Raw genomic sequence first — 18,488 nt, 5'->3', positions numbered from 1 at the left:
GTACGGCGGGTGTACGGCTACGGGGTCACCGTCGCCGTCCACAGGCGCCGCGCGGCCAGCACCGCCGCCGCGAGCAGCAGGGCGTTGCGGGCCACCATGACGGCGAGGCCCGGCCAGGTGCCGGTGACGACGTCCTCGTACAGGACCGGGTACGCGAGGGCGCTGAGCGCGGCGGCCGGGAGGAGCAGCAGGGCGACTGGGCGCATGACGGTGGCCCGGGAGGTCAGACAGACGGCGGAGAGTCCGAGCAGCCAGATCAGGTACTGGGGGCTGATCACGCGGCTGGTGACGGTGAAGAGCAGTACGGCGGCGAGCGCCGCGTCGGGCGGGGTGGCCTCGGTCCAGCGGCGGGCCCGGATGCGCCAGAACAGCAGCCAGATGAAGGCCGTGGCGGTCAGCAGCAGGGCCAGGTGCCCGACGGTGGAGACGTAGGGGCCGAGGTACTCGAAGGCGCCGTAGCGGAACTGGACGGTGCCGGGCCACAGGCCGGTGGCCCGGGCGAGGGCCAGGGCCGTGCCGCCGAGGGACTCGATCTGGACGCCCCGGTCGCCCTGCTGGCGCAGGAAGCCGAGGGGCTCGGCGAAGAGCACGGCGAGCGCGGCGAGCAGGGTGACGGCGGTGACGGCGGCGGCGGTCCAGGCCTCGCGGGTGGTGCGGCCGCGCGGGGTGCCGATGAGCGCGAGCGCGGGCCAGACCTTGACCATCGCGCCGAGTCCGGCGAGGACGCCGCCGATCCGGTGGGCGGTGGTGGAGCGGGGCTTGAGGGCGAGCAGGGCGAGCACGGCGAGGGCGGTGGTCTGCACGTCGTAGCGGGCGAGCGGGATGTGCAGGAGCAGCGGGAGGCCGAGGGTCCAGTACCAGGCGCCGTGGGTGAGCCGGGCGCGGTCGGCGTGGGCGAGTGCGACGGTGACGGCGGCGTCGGCGAGCAGCGCGAGGGCGACGAAGGCCTGGAAGTAGCTGAGCCAGGGCAGGGCGCCGGGCGCCATGATGACCAGGCCGGCGCCCGGCGGGTACTGCCAGGTGACGTCGCCGGGCGGGAAGGTGCCCTGCGCGAACTGGCCGTACCAGTGCCGGTAGAGGAGGTACACCTCGCTGCCCACGCCCCCGATGCCGAGGCTGTCGCGGACCAGGAGCAGCAGCATCCCGGCCCGGGAGAGCAGCCAGACGGCGCCGAGGGCGAGCAGCGGGCCGCGGCCGACGGTCACGAAGGTGGCGGAGGTGAAGGTCTCCGACTCGAAGGGCGAGCGGGTGAGCGCGGGCGGCGCGGCCTCGGCGCGCTCGCGGGGGGCGGTGTCGTGCGGGGGCGGGTCGGTCGTCACCCCACCGCACTGTAGTCCGCTATGTCCCCTTTGCTGCGGTCTTGGTGGGTGTCCTGGTGAAGTGTTCGTACGCGGCCACGACCTCGTCCGCCGGTCCGTCCATGCGCAGTTCGCCGGCCTCCAGCCACAGCGCGCGGTCGCAGGTCTCGGTGATGGTCGAATGGGAGTGGCTGACCAGGAAGACCGTGCCCGCCTCGGCGCGCAGTTCGTCGATCCGCTTCTGGCTGCGGCGGCGGAAGGCCGCGTCGCCGGTGGCGAGCGCCTCGTCGATGAGCAGGACGTCGTGGCTCTGGGCGGCGGCGATGGAGAAGCGGAGCCGGGCACCCATGCCGGAGGAGTAGGTGCGCATGGGGAGCGAGACGAAGTCGCCCTTGTCGTTGATCCCGGAGAAGTCGACGATCGCGTCGTAGCGCTCGGCGACCTCGCGGCGGCTCATGCCCATGGCGAGCCCGCCCAGGATCACGTTCCGCTCGCCGGTCAGATCGCCCATCAGCGCCGCGTTGACGCCGAGCAGCGCGGGCCGGCCCTGGGTGTACATCCGGCCCCCGGTCACCGGCAGCAGGCCCGCGACCGCCTTCAGGAGGGTCGACTTCCCGGAGCCGTTCGAACCGATCAGGCCGATCGCCTCGCCCCGGTATGCGGCGAAGCTCACGCCCTTGACCGCGTGGACCTTGCGGGTGCCGGGGGTTGCGGCGCCGCGCCGGGAGACGATCCGGCTCAGGGCGGAGGTGGCGCTGCCCTTCCCGCCCTTGCCGCCCTGGACGGTGTACGTGATGTGGACGCCGTCGGCGACGACGGTGGGGGTGCGTTCGGGTGCCGTCATGGCGTGTGTCGCCATGGCGTGTGCCGTCATGGCGCGTGTCGTCATGGGGTGTGTCTCAGCCACGTCCGTAGGTCTCCTCTGCCTTCCAGAAGTAGACGAATCCGCCCGCGAAGGCGAGCACCGCCCAGCCGGCCGCGAGCGCCCACACATGCGGCGGAAGGAGGTCGGTGGAGAAGCTCTCCACCAGCGCGAAGCGCATCAGGTCGATGTAGACGGCGGCCGGATTGGCCTGGAGCAGCAGTTCCACCGCGCGCGGCAGGTCGCGGCCCGCGGTGACCTGGGAGATGGACCACATGACCCCGGAGGCGTACATCCAGGTGCGCAGCAGGAACGGCATCAGCTGCGCGATGTCGGGGGTACGGGCGGCCAGGCGGGCCATCGCGAGGGCGAGCCCGGTGCTGAAGAGCGCCTGGAGGACGAGCGCGGGCACCGCGAGCAGCCAGCTCGGGCGCGGGAACTCGCCGAAGCAGAACAGGATCACGACCAGCGCGCCGAGCGAGAAGAGCAGCTGCTGGAGCTGCTGGAGGGCCAGTGCGATCGGCAGGCTGGCGCGCGGGAAGTGCAGGGCCCGGACCAGGCCGAGGTTGCCGCTGATGGCGCGGGTCCCGACCATCAGCGTCTGCGAGGTGAAGGTCCACACGAAGACACCGGTGATCAGGAACGGCACATAGTCCGGGATGCCGTGCCGGACGTCCATCAGGACGCCGAAGATCGCGTAGTAGACGGCCGCGTTGAGCAGCGGGGTCATCACCTGCCAGATCTGGCCGAGCCGGGCCTGGCTGTACTGCGCGGTCAGCTTGGCCGTGGCGAAGGCGGTGATGAAGTCGCGCCGGGACCACAGCCGGCGTACGTACGCGGGGAGCGAGGGGCGCGCGCCGCTGACGGTGAGCCCGTGGCGCAGGGCGAGGGCGCGCAGCTCCTCGGAGGTGGGGGCCGCCGGGGCCGGGGTGAGGGGAGGGGCCGGGGCCGGGGGCGCAAGGGAAGGGGAGGTCACGAGCACCGTGCTTTCGGTGAGCCGTCGATGGAACGGGTCCGTATCGTCGCTACGGGGAGAGTAGGACGTGGCTACGTCGGAACGCAACCGTGTCGTCGTGACGCACCCGGTTCCGTAACCGCTGGTTAAGATCCTGTGCATGACGTCAGCCGCCGGACCCTCGCGCACCCCCCGCCGCACCCCCGCGGGAGCCGCCGTGCTCCGGGAGGACGTCACCGAGGCCATCCGCGCCGCCGTCTTCGAGGAACTGGCCGCCGTCGGCTTCGCCCGGATGTCCATCGAGGGCATCGCCCGCCGCGCCGGGGTCGGCAAGACCGCCGTCTACCGGCGCTGGAAGTCCAAGCTCTCGCTCGTCCTCGACCTGATCGGCGCCATCGCCGTGCAGGGCCTGCCCGCCCCGGCCACCGGCTCGCTGTACGGCGACGTCCGCGCCCTCCTGGAGGTCGCCGCGCACGCCCTGCGCCACCCGGTGGCCTCGCAGGTCATCCCGGACCTGCTCGTCGAGGCGGCCCGGCACCCCGAGATCGCCGACACCGTGAAGGCCGCCCTGCTCGACCCGCAGCAGGGCGTCGTCGCCCAGGTCGTCCGCGCCGCCGTCGAGCGCGGCGAACTCCCGGCGGGCGCCGACCCCGACCGGGCCCTGGACCTGGTGATCGGCCCGCTCTACTGGCGCCTCGTCGTGGTGCGCACCGCGCAGCCGAAGGGCTACCTGGACGACCTGGCGCGTTCGGCGGTGGCCGCGCTCACCGCGTGACTCCCTTGTCTTCTGTGGTCTTTGGTGCGTGCTGCGCGGGCTACTTCACGGCGCCCGCCATCACCCCGTTCACGAACTGACGCTGGAACGCGAAGAACACGAGCAGCGGGATCACCATCGACACGAACGCGCCCGGCGCGAGCACGTCGACGTTGTTGCCGAACTGGCGCACCTGCTGCTGGAGCGCCACCGTGATCGGCGGCGACTGCGCGTCCGCGAAGATCAGCGCCACCAGCATGTCGTTCCACACCCACAGGAACTGGAAGATGCCGAGCGAGGCCACCGCCGGCCCGCCGAGCGGCAGCACCACCCGGGTGAACAGGCGCAGTTCGCCCGCCCCGTCGAGCCGCGCCGCCTCCAGGAGCTCACGCGGGATCTCCGCGAAGAAGTTCCGCAGCAGGAAGATCGCGAAGGGCAGCCCGAAGGCGGTGTGGAACAGCACCACGCCCAGGGTCGTCTCGAAGATCCCCACCGCCCCGAACAGCTTCGACACCGGTACGAGCGCCACCTGCACCGGCACCACGAGCAGCGCCACGACGAGCAGGAACCACCAGTCCCGGCCCGGGAAGTCGAGCCACGCGAAGGCATAGCCGGCGAAGGCGCCGATCACGATCACGAGGAGGGTCGCCGGGACGGTGATCAGGACCGTGGAGACGAGGGAGCCCGTGATCGTGTCGTTCGAGAGCAGGTCGCGGTAGTTCTCGGTGGTCAGCTGCGCCGGCGCGGTGAACACCTGCCACCAGCCGCTCGACGAGATGTCGGAGGGCGAGCGGAGCGAGGAGAGCAGCAGCCCGACCGTCGGCGTCAGCCAGAACAGCGCGACCAGGACCAGGAACACGCGCATCGCGCCGCCGGCGGCGCGGGCGGCGAGCCGGGCTCCCAGCCCTGTACCCGTACTGCTCGCGCCGCTCATCGGCGGTTCTCCCTTCGCATACGGCGGATGTTCACGGCCATCACGGGCAGCACGAGCAACAGCAGCACCACGGCGATCGCCGAGCCCACCCCGAGGTCCGCGTCCGTCCCGAAGGACGACCGGTACAGCTGGAGCGCGAGGACGTTCGCGTCGTCCTGCGCCGAGCCCGGCGCGATGATGAACACCAGGTCGAAGACCTTGAGCACATTGATCATCAGGGTGACGAGGACGACGCCGAGGACCGGCGCGAGCAGCGGCACGGTGATCCGCCGGAACACCTGCCACTCGTTCGCCCCGTCCACCCGGGCCGCCTCCAGGACGTCCCGCGGCAGGCCCGCGAGCCCGGCGGCGATGAGCACCATCGCGAACCCGGCCCACATCCACACGTAACTGCCGATGATCGCCGGGGTGACGAGACGCGGGCCCAGCCACGAGACCCCGTTGTACTGGGCGCGGAAGTTGGCCGCGGGCAGGCGGAGTACGGCCCCGTCGGCGGCGGCCGGCAGCGTGAAGGTGCCGTCGGCGGCGGCCGTCGCCCGGGCCACCACGCGGCCCTCCTTCACGGCCTCGACCCGCAGCCCCTTCAGCCCGAGCTCCTTCGGGTCGACGGTGTTCGGCCGCCCGCCGCCGCCCCGGGTGAAGTCCAGCCATGCGACGCCGCTGATCGTGTCCTTGCCGTCTGCCGCGGGGGTACGGGCCGGGTGGGCGCCCTCCGGCATCTGCGCTGGCGCCACCCCGACCAGCGGGAGCCGCGCCACCTCGCCCGTACGGACCGGGGACCTCGTCTCGTACGCGCCGCCCCCCGCCGCCTTCAGCGGGTGCACCGGCAGCGGGCGGGCGCGCGGGAAGACGGACGCCTCGGCGAAGGTGTCGTGCACCCCGACCCACACCGCGTTGGCCACCCCGCGGTCCGGGTCCTGCTCGTACACCAGCCGGAAGATGATCCCGGCGGCGAGCATCGAGATCGCCATCGGCATGAAGACGACCAGCTTGAACGCCGTGCCCCAGCGGACCCGTTCGGTGAGCACCGCGAAGACCAGGCCGAGCGCCGTGGCCACGGTCGGCGCGAGCACCACCCAGACGAGGTTGTTGCGCAGGGCGGTGCGGATCGCGTCGTCCGTGAAGAGGGTGACGTAGTTGTCCAGGCCGGCGAAGGAGTCGCCGGACCGGTCGAAGAGGGAGCGCTGGACGGAGTACCCGATGGGGTAGACGATCAGCGCGCCGAGCAGGACGAGGGCGGGGAGCAGGAAGAGGACGGCCACGGCGGTGTGCCGGGACCGGGCGGAACGGGTGGGCCGGGTCGGCCGGGTGGCGCGGCCCGCCCGGTCGGACCGGGCGGGCTCGGCGGTGGGCGAGGCGGTGGCGGATCCGGTGGACGTGTCCACCGGTCAGCCCTTGTACGCCTTGGCCGCGTCGGCCTCAAGACGCGCCTGGGCCCCCGCCACGTCCTTCGGGTTCTTCAGGAAGTCCTGGAGCGTCTTCCACTCGCCCTTGCCGGGCGTTCCGCCGAACGACTGCGGCATCTGGTCCGACATGTCGAAGCGGAAGGCGTCGCCGGAGTCGATCAGCGCCTTCGCGATCGTCCGCTGCACCTCGTTCGGGTAGGCGGCCGGGTCGAGCGCCTTGTTGGGGGAGAGGAAACCGCCCTCGGCCGCCCAGATCCGCGCCGCGTCGGGCGAGGCGAGGAAGGTGAGCAGCGCCTGCGCGCCCTTGGTGTCCTTCAGGGCCACCGCCGCGTCGCCGCCGGTCACCACGGGCGCCTTGCCGTCGCCGACGGCCGGGAACGGGAACACCTTCGCGTCCGTCCCGATCTTGGCGCCGGTCTCGGCGATGTTCACCGCCGAGAAGTCGCCCTCGAAGACCATCGCGGCCCTGCCCTGGTCGCCGCCCGTGAAGGTCTGGGTGACGGACATCGGGAACTCGGTCTGCAGGGCGCCGTCCGCGCCGCCCGCGATCAGGTTCTGCTTGCCGAACAGCTCGCCGAGCGTGGTCAGCGCCTGGGCGACCGAGGGGTCGGTCCACTTGATGGTGTGCTTCGCGAGCTGGTCGTACCTCTCCGGACCGGCCTGGGAGAGATAGATGTTCTCGAACCAGTCGGTGAGCGTCCAGCCGTCCGCGCCGCCGACCGAGACCGGTGCGACACCGGAGGCGGAGATCGTCTCGGCGGTCGCGAGGAAGTCCTTCCAGGTCTTCGGCTCGCTCACGCCGGCGTCCTCGAAGGCGGCGGTGTTGTACCAGACGAGGGACTTGTTGGCGGCCTTGAAGTACACCCCGTACGAGGTGCCGTCGACCGCGCCGAGGTCCTGCCAGCCCTTCGAGTAGTTCGCCGTCAGCTGGGCCTTGGCCTCCGGCCCGAGCGGCTTGAGCCACTTCTGCGCGGCGGCCTGCTGGATCGCGCCGACCTGCGGCAGCATCGCCACGTCCGGCGGCGACCCGCCGGCGATCTTCGTCCCGAGGAAGTTCACGATCGGGTCCTGCGCCGGTACGAAGGTCACGGTCGCGCCCGTGCGCTTCTCGAACTCCTTGAGCACCTTGGTGAAGTTCGCCTGCTCGGGCCCCGTCCAGACGGCGGCGACCGCGATCTTCTCCCCCTTGAGGGAAGGTAACGAGACCCCGGGCGCGCCGGGCGCGCTGGTCTTCGGCGCCGTCTTGTCCGGGCCGTCACCGCCGTCGCTCCCGCCGCCGCAACCGGCCGCCGCGAGCACGGCGACCGCCGCCACCACACCGAGTCGAAGAGTTCTGCCGTCACGCATCCGAGCCCCGCCTCTCCCGCGTCATCCGGTCCCGTGCGTTCAGGTCTACGCGCGGCGTCGGAGGCCCGCAAGGCCGCCTTCGGGGTGGGGAGCGGGATCGTGATCGGCTCGTGACGTGGCGTCAAGTGCGGTACAGGGGTGGCCTGGAGGGGTGGTGGGGCGAGGGTCGGGCCGCTGCGGTGCGTGGGTGCGTGGGTGCGCGGGGGCCGCTCCCGTCCGGGGGCACACCCTGGGGTGGGTGGGCAGGCGGCTCCCTCATGGGGGCCCTCAGGCCGGGGTCGGGGAAACCAGGGGTGGTACCGGGGACGCCTCCACCGAGCGGGCCGCGCGGTCCAGGGCGCTGGCCAGGAGGGCCAGGTCCGTCGGGCCGTTGCCCAGCTCGCGGACCGGGCGGCGGGTGGGCGGGTCGCCCATGCGCTCCCACTCCAGGGGGACGACCGTGGGGCGCAGGGTGGCCGTACGGGGGATGCGGCCGGTGACCCGGCCGGTCTGGAACGGTGTCACCCGGCCGTCCGGGTGCCCGAGACGACCGCGGCCGGGCTGCGGCTCGTCCGGGCCGGGCGCGGCCGGGGGCGGGTCGAGCACGATCCGCAGGCGCGCGCCGTGCGCGAGCTCCGTGTCCGCCGTGCGGTCCGGGCGGGCGGAGGCCGCCACCAGGTGCACGCCGAGCCGGGCCCCGTGGCGCGCGACCGACTCCAGGGCCCGCACCACCGACCCGGCGGCCGGACGGCCCGGCGCGCCGAGCGCGGGTGCGACCAGCGCGTCGAAGTCGTCCACGAGCACCACGAGCCGCGGCAGCGCACCCGCACCCTCGGCCGCGGGCCCGCTGCGCACCAGGTCGGTGCGGGTGCCGGCCCGCTCGCCGAGCAGGTCGGCGCCGGGCGGCGGCGTGCGGTACGGGGTGGTGTCGGCCTGCTGGTCGTACACCTCGCGCGCCCCGGTGCGGTGGCTGCGGGTGCTCGGGATGTCCCCGATCGAGCCGTCGGCCGCCGCTCGAAGGGTGCGCCCGCTGGGCCGGTCGCCGAGCAGGTCCGCCCCCGTGCGCGCGTCCGGGATCCGCCCGCCGACCCGGCCCTGGGCGGATGGCGGGACGGACTCGGCCGGGCTCGGGGAGCGCTGGCCGATCAGGCGGGTGGAGCGGCGGTCGGCGAAGTGGGTGTCGCCGAGGAGTTCGGCGCGTCGCTTCAGCTCGGCGCCCAGGGCCTGGGCGAACTCCCGCATCCGTACCGGGTCGGAGGCCACCAGGTGCTCGGTCACGTGCGGCAGCTCCGTACAGGCCGCGAGGCCCTCGCCGCGACGCTCGCCGCCCGCACCGTCGACGAGGAGCAGTCCGAGGCGGTCGGGGCGGGCCCCTGCGGCGAGGGAGGCGGCGACGGAGCGCAGGAGTTCGGTGCGGCCGCTGCCCGCCGGGCCCTCGATGAGCAGGTGCGGGCCCTCCTGGGTGAGGTCGACGGCGACCGGGCCGCGCGGGCCCGCTCCGAGGACCGCGGTGCCGTCCGCGGCGGAGGCCCAGCGGGCCATCAGGGACGCGGGGGTGGCACGGGCCAGGCCCAGCTCGTCGAGGAGCCGGGACGAGAGCGGCAGCGCGGCCGCCGCCCGGCCCGGACCCGCGCCCGCGGCGGTCTCCGTGCGCAGCGGCGCCAGGGCCCGGCCGAAGCGCTCGGCCCAGGCCACGGACACCGCGTCCACGACGCCGACCGTGCCGTGCCCGGCGGCCCGCCCGCCCGCCGTGCGCAGCAGCCGCAGCGCGGTCGCCACATCGCCGCTGAGCAGGGCGGCGGCCCCGCACTCGCGGAAGGGGAGGGCGGCGGCGCAGGCCGTCTCGTAGGTCGCGGCGACCGGGGAGGCGGGCGAGGCGGCGGGCGCCTCGGCGAGGCAGATCAGATGGATGCCGGCGGCCGGTCCGGCCCCGGCGAGCCGGGCCGCCGTCTCGCGCAGCGCGGCGGAGCCGGGGTCGCCGTCGACGATCACGACGGTCGCGGGCCCCTCGTGGTGCGCGGCGGCCTCCGCCACGGCGGCCCGGTCGGCGCTCGGCCAGCCGGGGCCGAGCGGCCCGTCGTCGAGGCGCCGGGTGAGCTCGGTGAACCGCGCGTGCGCCTGGTCGCGGTCGTACGCGAGGAGCAGCCGGCACTCCTGGCCGTGGGCGGGCCGGGTGTGCGGCAGCCAGCCGAGCCAGGCCCAGTCCCGGCGCCGCTCCTCCAGGGGGCGGTTGCGGTCGGCGCTGACCAGGACGATCTCCAGGTCGGCGGGGGAGTGCAGGGCGGCGAGCTGGGCGACCACGGAGCGGGCCAGACCGCCGAGCCGGGGCGCGGGCCCGGCGAGGCCGAGCGAGCCCGTCTCGCGCAGCCCGACGGTGACGGGCACGCCGCAGAGCTCGGCGCGGTCGGTGGTGCCGAGCCGGACCACCAGGGCCTCGGGGTGGCCGGGACCCCGCTCCCACAGGCGCGGGCCGGGGCCGAGGGCGGTGAGGAGGACGGCGGCGGGGTCGGGCCAGCTGCCGGGGGCGGGGTCGCCGCCGTGGGGCGCCGCGCCGGGGCGGGCGGCGGCGAACGCGGGCACCGGGGCCACGCCGTACTCGCCGTCCCCGCTCTCCTCCCGGCCGCCCGCGAGCCGCCGAGCCCAGGCGCCGAGCCCGCGGCGCCGGGTCTGCCGGGTCCTGCTGTGGGACTCGACCTCGCCGTCGTCCTCGGCGGGCTCCTCCACGCGTGCGTGGAGGAGGGAGGGGGAGCTGTGGTCTTCGTCCTCGGCGGGGGCCGGGTTGCCGCCCGTCCCGTACGGCGCGGTGTACGGCGCCGGGCCCGCGCCCTGCGGAGCCGTACCGCCCGGAGCGTCGCGCCCCTCGGCGCCGCCGTCCTGGGCGCGCAGGCCCACGCGCAGGTGACCCTCGCCGTCGGGGACGGCCGGCAGCCGTTCGTCGTCCGCCCCGGAGCTGGAGCCGGAGCCGGTGCCGGAGCCGGTGCCGGAGCCTGATCCGGGCCTCAAAGAGGAGCCGGATGCGTGAGCGGACCCGGCGCTGCCACCGGCTCCCGAGCCCGTGCCCGTACCGGATGCGCCGGCGCGCGAGCCCGAGCCCGTCCCCGTACCGGAGCCGCCCCCCTCCGCGCCGCCCGTCAGACGCAGCGCGGACTCGCCGACCCGGAGGGTGGCGCCGGGCGGGAAGCGGACGGGGCGCGGGCCGACCGGGGCGCCGTCGAGGGTGGTGCCGTTGGTGGAGCCCTGGTCGGTGACCGTGACCCGGCCGTCCGGGCCGACCGTCACCGTGCAGTGGGCGCGCGAGACGTCCGGGTCGTCGAGCGGCACGTCCGCGTCCACAGAACGGCCGATTCTGATCGCTCCGCCGTGCAGCAGATGCACCCCGCCGGCGTCCGGTCCCGCCACCACGTGCAGCCGGGCCGCCGCGCCCCCGCCCATGATCTCGCCCATGGCGTCGTCGGGGCCGGGGACCTGGAGGGAGAGCACCGCCCCGTCGACCAGCGGCGGCTCGCCGAGCAGACAGCGGCGGGTGTCGAGCCGTGCCCCGCCCGCGTACAGCACCGTGGTGCCGGAGGAGGACGTGTCGGGGCCGGAGACGGCCGCGGCGAGCGAGGAGGCCACGGCGGCCAGCTCGGTCCCCGCGGGCGCGGTGACGAGCACGTCGCAGGCGCGCCCAGCGCCGTGGCCGGCGTGCGGCGCGAGGACGGTCAGCCGGATCTGCATCGCCGTCAGCGGTCCCTTCTGCGCGGCGCACCCGGCAGGGGACCGGACCACTCGCTCCCCCCACCCGGCGCGGACGCGTCGTCCGGTACAGGTCGGCACGGTGACGGAGCTCCCGACCCCGACACGACGTGCTGTACGCATCCTCGCACCTGCCACTGACAACCTGCCCCCGGGTCGCCTCGAAGTGATCTTGTCCGGTCGCCGATGGACGTTATTTCGCCTGGTTGCGTATGTCTCGCAGCACTTCCGGCAACCCCCGCCGCGCCTCGGGCGTCTTCTTTTCGGACACGTACGGCACCGGAATCGGCCGTCCCCCGGCCTTCCCCCGGCTGTCTCCCGGCCGTCCCCCGGACGGTTCTCGAACGATCGATGACCCGTTCGGAGGCACCGGACAGGCCCTAAAGTGGGTCGGACACCCGGACGGGTCACAAACACACAGGGACTCCGGGGAAACTCCGACGAACCACCCCTGGACCACGATCAGCAGGGAGCGCGTGACGTGCGGCCTATCGGCAGCAAGTACCTGCTCGAGGAGCCGCTCGGCCGCGGCGCCACGGGCACCGTCTGGCGAGCCCGCCAGCGAGAGGCGGCCGGCGCCGAGGCGGCGGTGGCGGGCCGGCCCGGCGAGACCGTCGCGATCAAGGTCCTCAAGGAGGAGCTGGCCAACGACGCGGACATCGTGATGCGCTTCCTGCGCGAGCGGTCCGTGCTGCTCCGGCTCACCCACCCCAACATCGTGCGCACCCGCGACCTGGTCGTGGAGGGCGACGTCCTCGCCCTCGTCATGGACCTCGTCGAGGGCCCCGACCTGCACCGCTACATCCGCGAGAACGGCCCGCTCACCCCGGTCGCCGCCGCGCTGCTCACCGCGCAGATCGCCGACGCGCTCGCCGCCAGCCACGCCGACGGCGTCGTGCACCGCGACCTCAAGCCCGCCAACGTGCTGCTCGCCGAGCAGGACGGCGGCATGCACCCGATGCTCACCGACTTCGGCATCGCGCGCCTCGCCGACTCCCCGGGCCTGACCCGCACCCACGAGTTCGTCGGCACGCCCGCGTACGTCGCGCCGGAGTCCGCCGAGGGCCGCCCGCAGACCTCCGCCGTCGACATCTACGGCGCCGGAATCCTGCTGTACGAGCTGGTCACCGGCCGCCCGCCGTTCGCCGGCGGCACGGCCCTGGAGGTCCTGCACCGGCACCTCAGCGAGGAGCCGCGCCGTCCCTCCACCGTGCCCGGGCCGCTGTGGACGGTGATAGAGCGCTGCCTCAGCAAGGACCCGGACCGGCGCCCCGGCGCCGAGAACCTGGCCCGCGGTCTGCGCACGGTCGCCGCCGGCATCGGCGTGCACGCGACCCCCGCCCAGATCGAGGCCGCCGAGGGCGTCGGCGCGCTGCTCGCCCCCGACCCGGCGCCCGCGCCGGTCCCGCAGACCCCGGGCGTGGACCCGGCGGGCGCCACCCAGGTGCTGCCGACCGGTTCGGCCGCCCCCGTGGGCGCGTACGACCCGGCCGCGCCGACCAGCGTGCTGCCGACCGGCGGCCCGGCGGGAGGCCCTCCAGGCGCCGCCGACCCGACGGCGATGCTGCCCGCGGCCGGTCATGGTCCCGGTGGTCCGGGCGTCGCCGACCCGACCGCGGTCATGCCCCCCGTACCGCAGGACCCGCCCGGTCCGCGGCCCGAGGAGCCGCACCCCTGGCAGACCCAGCTCGGCGCGCTCCGCGACCGCAACGAGCAGACCCAGGTGCAGTACCTCGACCCCAGCGAGGACCCGCTGCGCCGCCGCCCCCAGCGCCGCGCCCAGCCCCAGCAGCCCCCGCAGGGGCAGCCGCAGGGGTACGGGCAGGGGGCGCCGCAGCAGTACCAGCAGCCGCAGCAGCCGCGGCCTCCTCAGCCGTACCAGCAGCCGCGCCCGCCCCAGCCGTATCAGCAGCCGCAGCCTCCGCGTCAGCAGTACGCGCCCCAGCCGCCGCAGCAGGCCTACACGCCGCCGCAGCCGCCCCCGCAGGCCCCCGCGCCCGCCCCGGTCCCGCGCGAGCCGCGGGCGCCGCGTCAGCGCAGTGCCAACCCGATGCACATCCCGGGCCTCGGCTGCCTCAAGGGCTGCCTGTTCACGATCGTGCTCTTCGTGGTCGCCGGCTGGCTCATCTGGGAGCTCACCCCGCTCCAGGACTGGGTGGCCTCGGGCAAGGGCTACTGGGAGGCGATCGGCGACGGGATCAGCTCCTTCACGGACTGGGTGTCCTCGCTCGTCGACAGCGCGAACAGCAGCGCCGGGAGCGGTGCTACCGGCGGTACGGGGCAGTAGAAGGGCCCCGATGGACGGCCAGGGCATCGATTTGTCGACTTCCGAGGGGTGATTTCCCCTCGGAAGTGCCGGTCGGCGCCTTCGGACGCGTAACTTTGACGCGAACCGCAGCCGCTGAGGGAGCAGTCTTGGCACGGAATATCGGCAGCCGCTACACGGCCCACCAGATCCTCGGCCGGGGCAGCGCCGGCACGGTGTGGCTCGGCGAGGGCCCCGAGGGCCCCGTCGCCATCAAGCTGCTGCGCGAGGACCTCGCCTCCGACCAGGAGCTCGTCGGCCGCTTCGTCCAGGAGCGCACCGCGCTGCTCGGACTCGACCACCCGCACGTCGTCTCCGTCCGCGACCTCGTCGTCGACGGCAACGACCTCGCGCTGGTCATGGACCTGATCCGCGGCACCGATCTGCGCACCCGACTCGACCGCGAGCGCCGGCTCGCCCCCGAGGCCGCCGTCGCGATCATCGCCGACGTCGCCGACGGTCTCGCCGCCGCCCACAAGGCGGGCGTGGTGCACCGCGACGTCAAGCCCGAGAACATCCTGCTCGACATGGAGGGCCCGCTCGGCCCCGGCGGCGCGCACCCCGCCCTCCTCACCGACTTCGGCGTCGCCAAGCTCATCGACACCCCCGGCCGCACCAAGGCCACCCGGATCATCGGCACCCCCGACTACCTCGCCCCCGAGATCGTCGAGGGCCTGCCGCCGCGCGCCGCCGTCGACATCTACGCCCTCGCCACGGTCCTGTACGAGCTGCTCGCCGGCTTCACCCCGTTCGGCGGCGGCCACCCCGGCGCCGTACTGCGCCGCCATGTCACCGAGACCGTCGTCCCGCTCCCCGGCATCCCCGAGGAGCTGTGGCAGCTGATGGTCCAGTGCCTCGCCAAGGCGCCCGCCTCCCGGCTGCGCGCCTCCGAGCTCGGCAGCCGGCTGCGCGACGTCCTGCCGATGCTCAAGGGCATCCCGCCGCTCGACGTGGACGAGCCGGACGCGGACCCGGCGTCGGAGCCGCAGGAGGACCCGTACCCGACGAACGGCGGCGCCGCCGGCGAGCCGGCCCCGCGCCGCGCCGCGGTCCCGCTCGTCCCCGGCGCCTCCACCGACTCCAACCGGGACACCCACACCTCCATGCGGGTCCCGGCCCCCGACGAGCTCTCCGGCGGCCCCCTCGGCACCGCCCGCGCCCCGCGCTCCGCGAGCGCCCGCCGCCCCGGCTCGGCCCGCCACAAGGCCGACGCCGTCCGCAAACGCCGGCTCGTCCTCTCGGTCGCCGCCGTGGTGATCGCGGGCGCGCTGGGCGTCGGCGGCTACGTGGCGGCGTCCGGCGGCGAGGAGGCCCCGCCGCAGGACTCGAAGCAGTCCACGCAGCCTTCGCAGCCGTAGCAGCGTCCTGGTCGGGGCGCGGAGCCGTTACGCTGGACGCGTGGCAGTCGTCGATGTATCCGAAGAGCTGAAGTCCCTCTCCTCGACCATGGGGTCGATCGAGGCCGTCCTGGACCTCGAGAAGATGAGGGCAGACATCGCCGTGCTCGAAGAGCAGGCCGCGGCCCCGTCCCTGTGGGACGACCCGGAGGCGGCGCAGAAGATCACGAGCCGGCTCTCGCGCCTCCAGGCCGAGGTCCGCAAGACCGAGGCGCTGCGCGGCCGCATCGACGACCTCGCGGTCCTCTTCGAGCTGGCCGAGGAGATGGACGACCCGGACACCCGGGCCGAGGCCGAGGTCGAGCTGACGTCCGTCCGCAAGGCCCTCGACGAGATGGAGGTCCGCACCCTCCTCTCCGGCGAGTACGACGAGCGCGAGGCGCTGGTCAACATCCGCGCGGAGGCGGGCGGCGTGGACGCCTCCGACTTCGCCGAGCGCCTCCAGCGCATGTACCTGCGCTGGGCCGAGCGCCACGGCTACGGCACGGAGATCTACGAGACCTCGTACGCGGAAGAGGCCGGCATCAAGTCGACCACCTTCGTGGTCAAGGCCCCCTACGCCTACGGCACCCTCTCCGTCGAGCAGGGCACGCACCGCCTGGTGCGCATCTCGCCCTTCGACAACCAGGGCCGCCGCCAGACCTCCTTCGCGGGCGTCGAGGTCCTCCCGGTCGTCGAGTCGTCCGACCACGTCGAGATCGACGACTCGGACCTCCGCGTCGACGTCTACCGCGCGTCGGGCCCCGGCGGCCAGGGCGTCAACACCACCGACTCGGCGGTGCGCATCACGCACATCCCGACCGGCATCGTCGTCTCCTGCCAGAACGAGCGCTCCCAGATCCAGAACAAGGCGAGCGCGATGAACGTCCTCCAGGCGAAGCTCCTGGAGCGCCAGCGCCAGGAGGAGCGCGCCAAGATGGACGCCCTCAAGGGCGACGGCGGCAGCTCCTGGGGCAACCAGATGCGCTCCTACGTCCTCCACCCGTACCAGATGGTCAAGGACCTCCGCACGGAGTTCGAGGTCGGCAACCCGCAGTCCGTCCTGGACGGCGAGATCGACGGCTTCCTGGAGGCGGGCATCCGCTGGCGCAAGCAGCAGGAGCAGGTGCAGTAGCGCCGCCCCCCTCCCCCCTTCTCAAGCCTTGGGCTCCGCTCGTGACGTCACGAGCGGAGCCCAAGGCTTTCGGTCTCACAGGGGAAGATCGTCGGGAAGAATCCGGAACGCCTTGTGCCGGCCCAGCGGGCGGACGGCGCGGAAGTCGCGACGGTGGTCGAGGGTGAGGATCGCGTCGGTGTCGTAGTCGGCGGCGAGCGCGACGTTCACGGCATCTGCGAGATCCAGATCCAGCCCCGCGTATCGCGCCCGCAGGGACTGCGCGGCCCCCAGATGATCCTCGGTCACCTCCGGGACGATGACGCGTCCGCGCCTCATCCAGTGCCGGATGTCGTCGATCGCGCCGATCGCCGCGGTCCGGCCGAGATCGCGGGTCGCCACATGGTCGAGTTCCGCGAGCAGCAACGGGGACATGACGAGCAGCCCCGCGCCCATGATCGCCTCGCTCGCTGCCCGCTGCTCGGGATGCGTCGAGTCGAGCGCGGCGAGCAGACCGGACGTGTCGGCGATGACGATGATCACGCGGCGCTTCCCGACCCGCGCGTGACGCCGTCGGCGACCGCGTCCCGCACCTCGTCCTTGGAGAGCGTCCGGCCCGACCCCTCGAACGTGCGCGAGAAGAGCGGCTCGTCCCAGACCCGGTTGGCCATGGCGGCGAGGTGGATGCCCTGCCGGATGATCTCCGCTTCGCTTATGCCGCGGCGCTAGCGGTCCCTGGCGATGGGGTGGCCCGGTCGGCTGCCCAAGCCCACGCTGGACGGCGACAGGCGAACCTGTGGTGGGGTGGCTACCTGAGGCGCTGGGGTCCGCTGGAGATGAGGCCGGTTACGCCGTGACGGCGCGTCGAACGCGCATCGGATGGAGCAATGGCATGGCGGGGCGAGGCAGACGCAGGGCGATGTGGACGGCGTTGGTGCTGTCCGTGGCAGCGGCCGGCACGGGATGTACGCCGGGTCCGCAGGCTGTGGTGGCGGTCCAGGGGGACGGCTCCGGCGGCGTGAAACTGCTGCTCGCCAGGTGTCCGGATTACCGGATCAACTCCGTGTCGGTGTTCGCGGACGCCGTGGTCGAGGGAAACGTCAAGAGCTGGGCCGTGAGCAACGACAAGTTCCAGCCGACGCCCGAGGAAGTGCACCCCTTCGAGGTGCCACGCGGCTGGGAGGCGTACGAGACCGCTTTGAGCACCCTGGAGGACGGCACGCCGTATGTCGCGCGGACCGCGGGGAGCATCGGCGGGCGGGGCAGTGGTGGGAGGGGCGAGGTTCCCACTAAGGGGGCGGAACGTATTCGCTGAAGCAAGCAGTCGATCTCAAGTGTTGACGCTTTGTCGACATGGGAACTGGCCGGGTAGGGGCGGGAGTTCAGGGTTTACGTCACAGTTGCATCGTTGTATGGCGGGCAGAAGTGGATCTTTCGGGCATCGCACGCGCAACGACCTTGACGTGCCCTCGGAAACTCGGAAGGGTGACTTGCGGCATGCGTGAATCTGGGGCGCGTGTGAACGGGGGCAGGTCCAGTACGTGTGACGCCCCCAGTGTCCGGTGGCCCCGAACGCAGCTCTACAGACGATTTGAGCTACTGGGGGTAGCAGCCAGATGACGAAGAAGACGCGGATCCGCGTCGCGCGGATCGCTGCCGGTGCCGTCATTGCGGCCGGTGCGTCGCTGACGGCCGCGGGCGTGGCCTCGGCCGCGGGTATCAGTGTCGGTATCAACGCCGAGGTCGGCGACGAGCCGCCCACCTGTGAGATCGACCCGACGCTCTGCCCGACGACTCCGCCGACCACGGACCCGACGACGGAGCCTCCGACGACTCCGCCGACCACGGACCCGACGACGGAGCCTCCGACGACTCCGCCGACCACGGACCCGACGACGGAGCCTCCGACGACTCCGCCCACGACGGACCCGACGACGGAGCCTCCGACGGCTCCGCCCACGGGCAAGCCGACCGACAAGCCGGGCCCCAAGCCGACCGGCAAGCCGGGCCCGACGGACCAGCCCACCACCCCGGGTGACGACAACAACACCGGCACCTGCACCGTCGACCTCGACGGTGCCGAGTGTGTCGACAACAACCCCGGCACCAACAACGTCGGCTCGCAGCCCGTCGAGCAGGGCAAGGCCAAGGAGGAGCTGGCCGAGACCGGTGCCGCCGAGACCTCGTTCCTGATCATCGGGGCCGCCACCATGATCGCGGGCGGCATCGGCTTCCGCTTCCTGCCGCGCCTCGCGGCCGGCGGGCGCACCGCCGCCTGATGCCGTAAGGCTCACAAGGCGTACAGCACGTACAGAAGGGCCGGAGGTGCGCTCCCGCTCCCCGGAAACCCGCCGCGCGGTTCTGGGACGGCATCAGCAGCAGGTCCGGGCGTATTCCGGACTACACGTTGGTGAAGTAGATCG

14 protein-coding genes and 1 pseudogene are annotated in these 18,488 nt (G+C 73.7%); 6 read left to right on the top strand and 9 right to left on the bottom strand.

Going from position 1 to position 18,488, the window contains the following annotated elements; translation table 11 throughout:
- Window positions 1–17 precede the first annotated feature (17 nt).
- The 3 genes from AB0C73_RS34225 to AB0C73_RS34215 all read right to left on the bottom strand — a co-directional run bounded on the left by AB0C73_RS34225 (window position 18) and on the right by AB0C73_RS34215 (window position 3,136).
- Window positions 18–1,142, bottom strand: a complete 1,125-nt coding sequence (locus tag AB0C73_RS34225) for a glycosyltransferase 87 family protein (protein WP_362537557.1) — start codon at window positions 1,140–1,142, stop codon at window positions 18–20.
- Window positions 1,143–1,338: 196 nt separating this feature from the next.
- Window positions 1,339–2,187 carry an ABC transporter ATP-binding protein gene (locus AB0C73_RS34220; RefSeq protein WP_362537521.1) on the bottom strand — a complete coding sequence of 283 codons (849 nt, stop codon included), beginning with the start codon at window positions 2,185–2,187 and terminating at the stop codon, window positions 1,339–1,341.
- A gap of 10 nt (window positions 2,188–2,197) precedes the next feature.
- On the bottom strand, window positions 2,198–3,136 hold the full coding sequence (locus tag AB0C73_RS34215; protein ID WP_362537519.1) for an ABC transporter permease: 939 nt from the start codon (window positions 3,134–3,136) through the stop codon (window positions 2,198–2,200).
- 139 nt (window positions 3,137–3,275) lie between these two features.
- On the opposite strand from AB0C73_RS34215, the gene AB0C73_RS34210 reads away from it, so the two are divergent.
- A complete protein-coding gene (locus tag AB0C73_RS34210) occupies window positions 3,276–3,890 on the top strand; it encodes a TetR/AcrR family transcriptional regulator (RefSeq protein WP_362537517.1) in 615 nt (204 codons plus the stop codon).
- Between the two features lie 40 nt (window positions 3,891–3,930).
- Here the strand turns inward: AB0C73_RS34210 and AB0C73_RS34205 are convergent, their stop codons facing one another.
- From AB0C73_RS34205 to AB0C73_RS34190, 4 genes are all read right to left on the bottom strand, one after another.
- Window positions 3,931–4,803, bottom strand: coding sequence for a carbohydrate ABC transporter permease (locus tag AB0C73_RS34205; RefSeq protein ID WP_362537515.1), 873 nt, complete (start codon window positions 4,801–4,803; stop codon window positions 3,931–3,933).
- On the bottom strand, window positions 4,800–6,065 hold the full coding sequence (locus tag AB0C73_RS34200) for a sugar ABC transporter permease (protein WP_362537555.1): 1,266 nt from the start codon (window positions 6,063–6,065) through the stop codon (window positions 4,800–4,802). Before AB0C73_RS34200 ends, AB0C73_RS34205 begins: the two co-directional genes overlap by 4 nt.
- Window positions 6,066–6,191: 126 nt before the next feature.
- Window positions 6,192–7,556 (bottom strand): ABC transporter substrate-binding protein, encoded by a 1,365-nt coding sequence (locus tag AB0C73_RS34195; protein WP_362537513.1) that lies wholly within the window; start codon window positions 7,554–7,556, stop codon window positions 6,192–6,194.
- Window positions 7,557–7,823: 267 nt separating this feature from the next.
- Window positions 7,824–11,252 (bottom strand): FtsK/SpoIIIE domain-containing protein, encoded by a 3,429-nt coding sequence (locus AB0C73_RS34190; protein ID WP_362537511.1) that lies wholly within the window; start codon window positions 11,250–11,252, stop codon window positions 7,824–7,826.
- A 499-nt stretch (window positions 11,253–11,751) separates the two neighbouring features.
- On the opposite strand from AB0C73_RS34190, the gene AB0C73_RS34185 reads away from it, so the two are divergent.
- The 3 genes from AB0C73_RS34185 to prfB all read left to right on the top strand — a co-directional run bounded on the left by AB0C73_RS34185 (window position 11,752) and on the right by prfB (window position 16,086).
- Window positions 11,752–13,557, top strand: a complete 1,806-nt coding sequence (locus tag AB0C73_RS34185) for a serine/threonine-protein kinase (protein ID WP_362537509.1) — start codon at window positions 11,752–11,754, stop codon at window positions 13,555–13,557.
- Between the two features lie 128 nt (window positions 13,558–13,685).
- On the top strand, window positions 13,686–14,933 hold the full coding sequence (locus AB0C73_RS34180) for a serine/threonine-protein kinase (protein ID WP_362537507.1): 1,248 nt from the start codon (window positions 13,686–13,688) through the stop codon (window positions 14,931–14,933).
- A 40-nt stretch (window positions 14,934–14,973) separates the two neighbouring features.
- Window positions 14,974–16,086 (top strand): peptide chain release factor 2, encoded by a 1,113-nt coding sequence (gene prfB, locus AB0C73_RS34175; protein ID WP_362537505.1) that lies wholly within the window; start codon window positions 14,974–14,976, stop codon window positions 16,084–16,086.
- A 75-nt stretch (window positions 16,087–16,161) separates the two neighbouring features.
- On the opposite strand, the gene AB0C73_RS34170 is transcribed toward prfB, so the two are convergent.
- Both AB0C73_RS34170 and AB0C73_RS34165 read right to left on the bottom strand, forming a co-directional pair.
- Entirely contained in the window at window positions 16,162–16,608 is a 447-nt protein-coding gene (locus tag AB0C73_RS34170) for a PIN domain-containing protein (protein ID WP_362537503.1), read from the bottom strand.
- Window positions 16,605–16,790: pseudogene (locus AB0C73_RS34165) on the bottom strand (hypothetical protein); the annotation flags it as partial. The gene AB0C73_RS34170 and the pseudogene AB0C73_RS34165, both read right to left, overlap by 4 nt.
- Before the next feature lie 194 nt (window positions 16,791–16,984).
- On the opposite strand from AB0C73_RS34165, the gene AB0C73_RS34160 reads away from it, so the two are divergent.
- Both AB0C73_RS34160 and AB0C73_RS34155 read left to right on the top strand, forming a co-directional pair.
- Entirely contained in the window at window positions 16,985–17,380 is a 396-nt protein-coding gene (locus AB0C73_RS34160; protein ID WP_362537502.1) for a hypothetical protein, read from the top strand.
- Window positions 17,381–17,681: 301 nt separating this feature from the next.
- On the top strand, window positions 17,682–18,344 hold the full coding sequence (locus AB0C73_RS34155; RefSeq protein ID WP_362537500.1) for a hypothetical protein: 663 nt from the start codon (window positions 17,682–17,684) through the stop codon (window positions 18,342–18,344).
- Window positions 18,345–18,488 lie beyond the last annotated feature (144 nt).

It is taken from the genome of Streptomyces sp. NPDC048623 (assembly GCF_040650755.1).
In the GTDB taxonomy this organism is placed as follows: domain Bacteria; phylum Actinomycetota; class Actinomycetes; order Streptomycetales; family Streptomycetaceae; genus Streptomyces.
This window is presented reverse-complemented; position numbering and strand designations above follow the sequence as displayed.

Bases quoted from the DNA above. Each gene is read 5' to 3' on its own strand.
- AB0C73_RS34205 (WP_362537515.1), bottom strand. From the start codon at position 4,803: ATGAGCGGCGCGAGCAGTACGGGTACAGGGCTGGGAGCCCGGCTCGCC.
- AB0C73_RS34210 (WP_362537517.1), top strand. From the start codon at position 3,276: ATGACGTCAGCCGCCGGACCCTCGCGCACCCCCCGCCGCACCCCCGCG.
- AB0C73_RS34155 (WP_362537500.1), top strand. From the start codon at position 17,682: ATGACGAAGAAGACGCGGATCCGCGTCGCGCGGATCGCTGCCGGTGCC.
- AB0C73_RS34190 (WP_362537511.1), bottom strand. From the start codon at position 11,252: ATGCAGATCCGGCTGACCGTCCTCGCGCCGCACGCCGGCCACGGCGCT.
- AB0C73_RS34225 (WP_362537557.1), bottom strand. From the start codon at position 1,142: ATGCTGCTGCTCCTGGTCCGCGACAGCCTCGGCATCGGGGGCGTGGGC.
- AB0C73_RS34195 (WP_362537513.1), bottom strand. From the start codon at position 7,556: ATGCGTGACGGCAGAACTCTTCGACTCGGTGTGGTGGCGGCGGTCGCC.
- AB0C73_RS34220 (WP_362537521.1), bottom strand. From the start codon at position 2,187: ATGACGACACGCGCCATGACGGCACACGCCATGGCGACACACGCCATG.
- AB0C73_RS34160 (WP_362537502.1), top strand. From the start codon at position 16,985: ATGTGGACGGCGTTGGTGCTGTCCGTGGCAGCGGCCGGCACGGGATGT.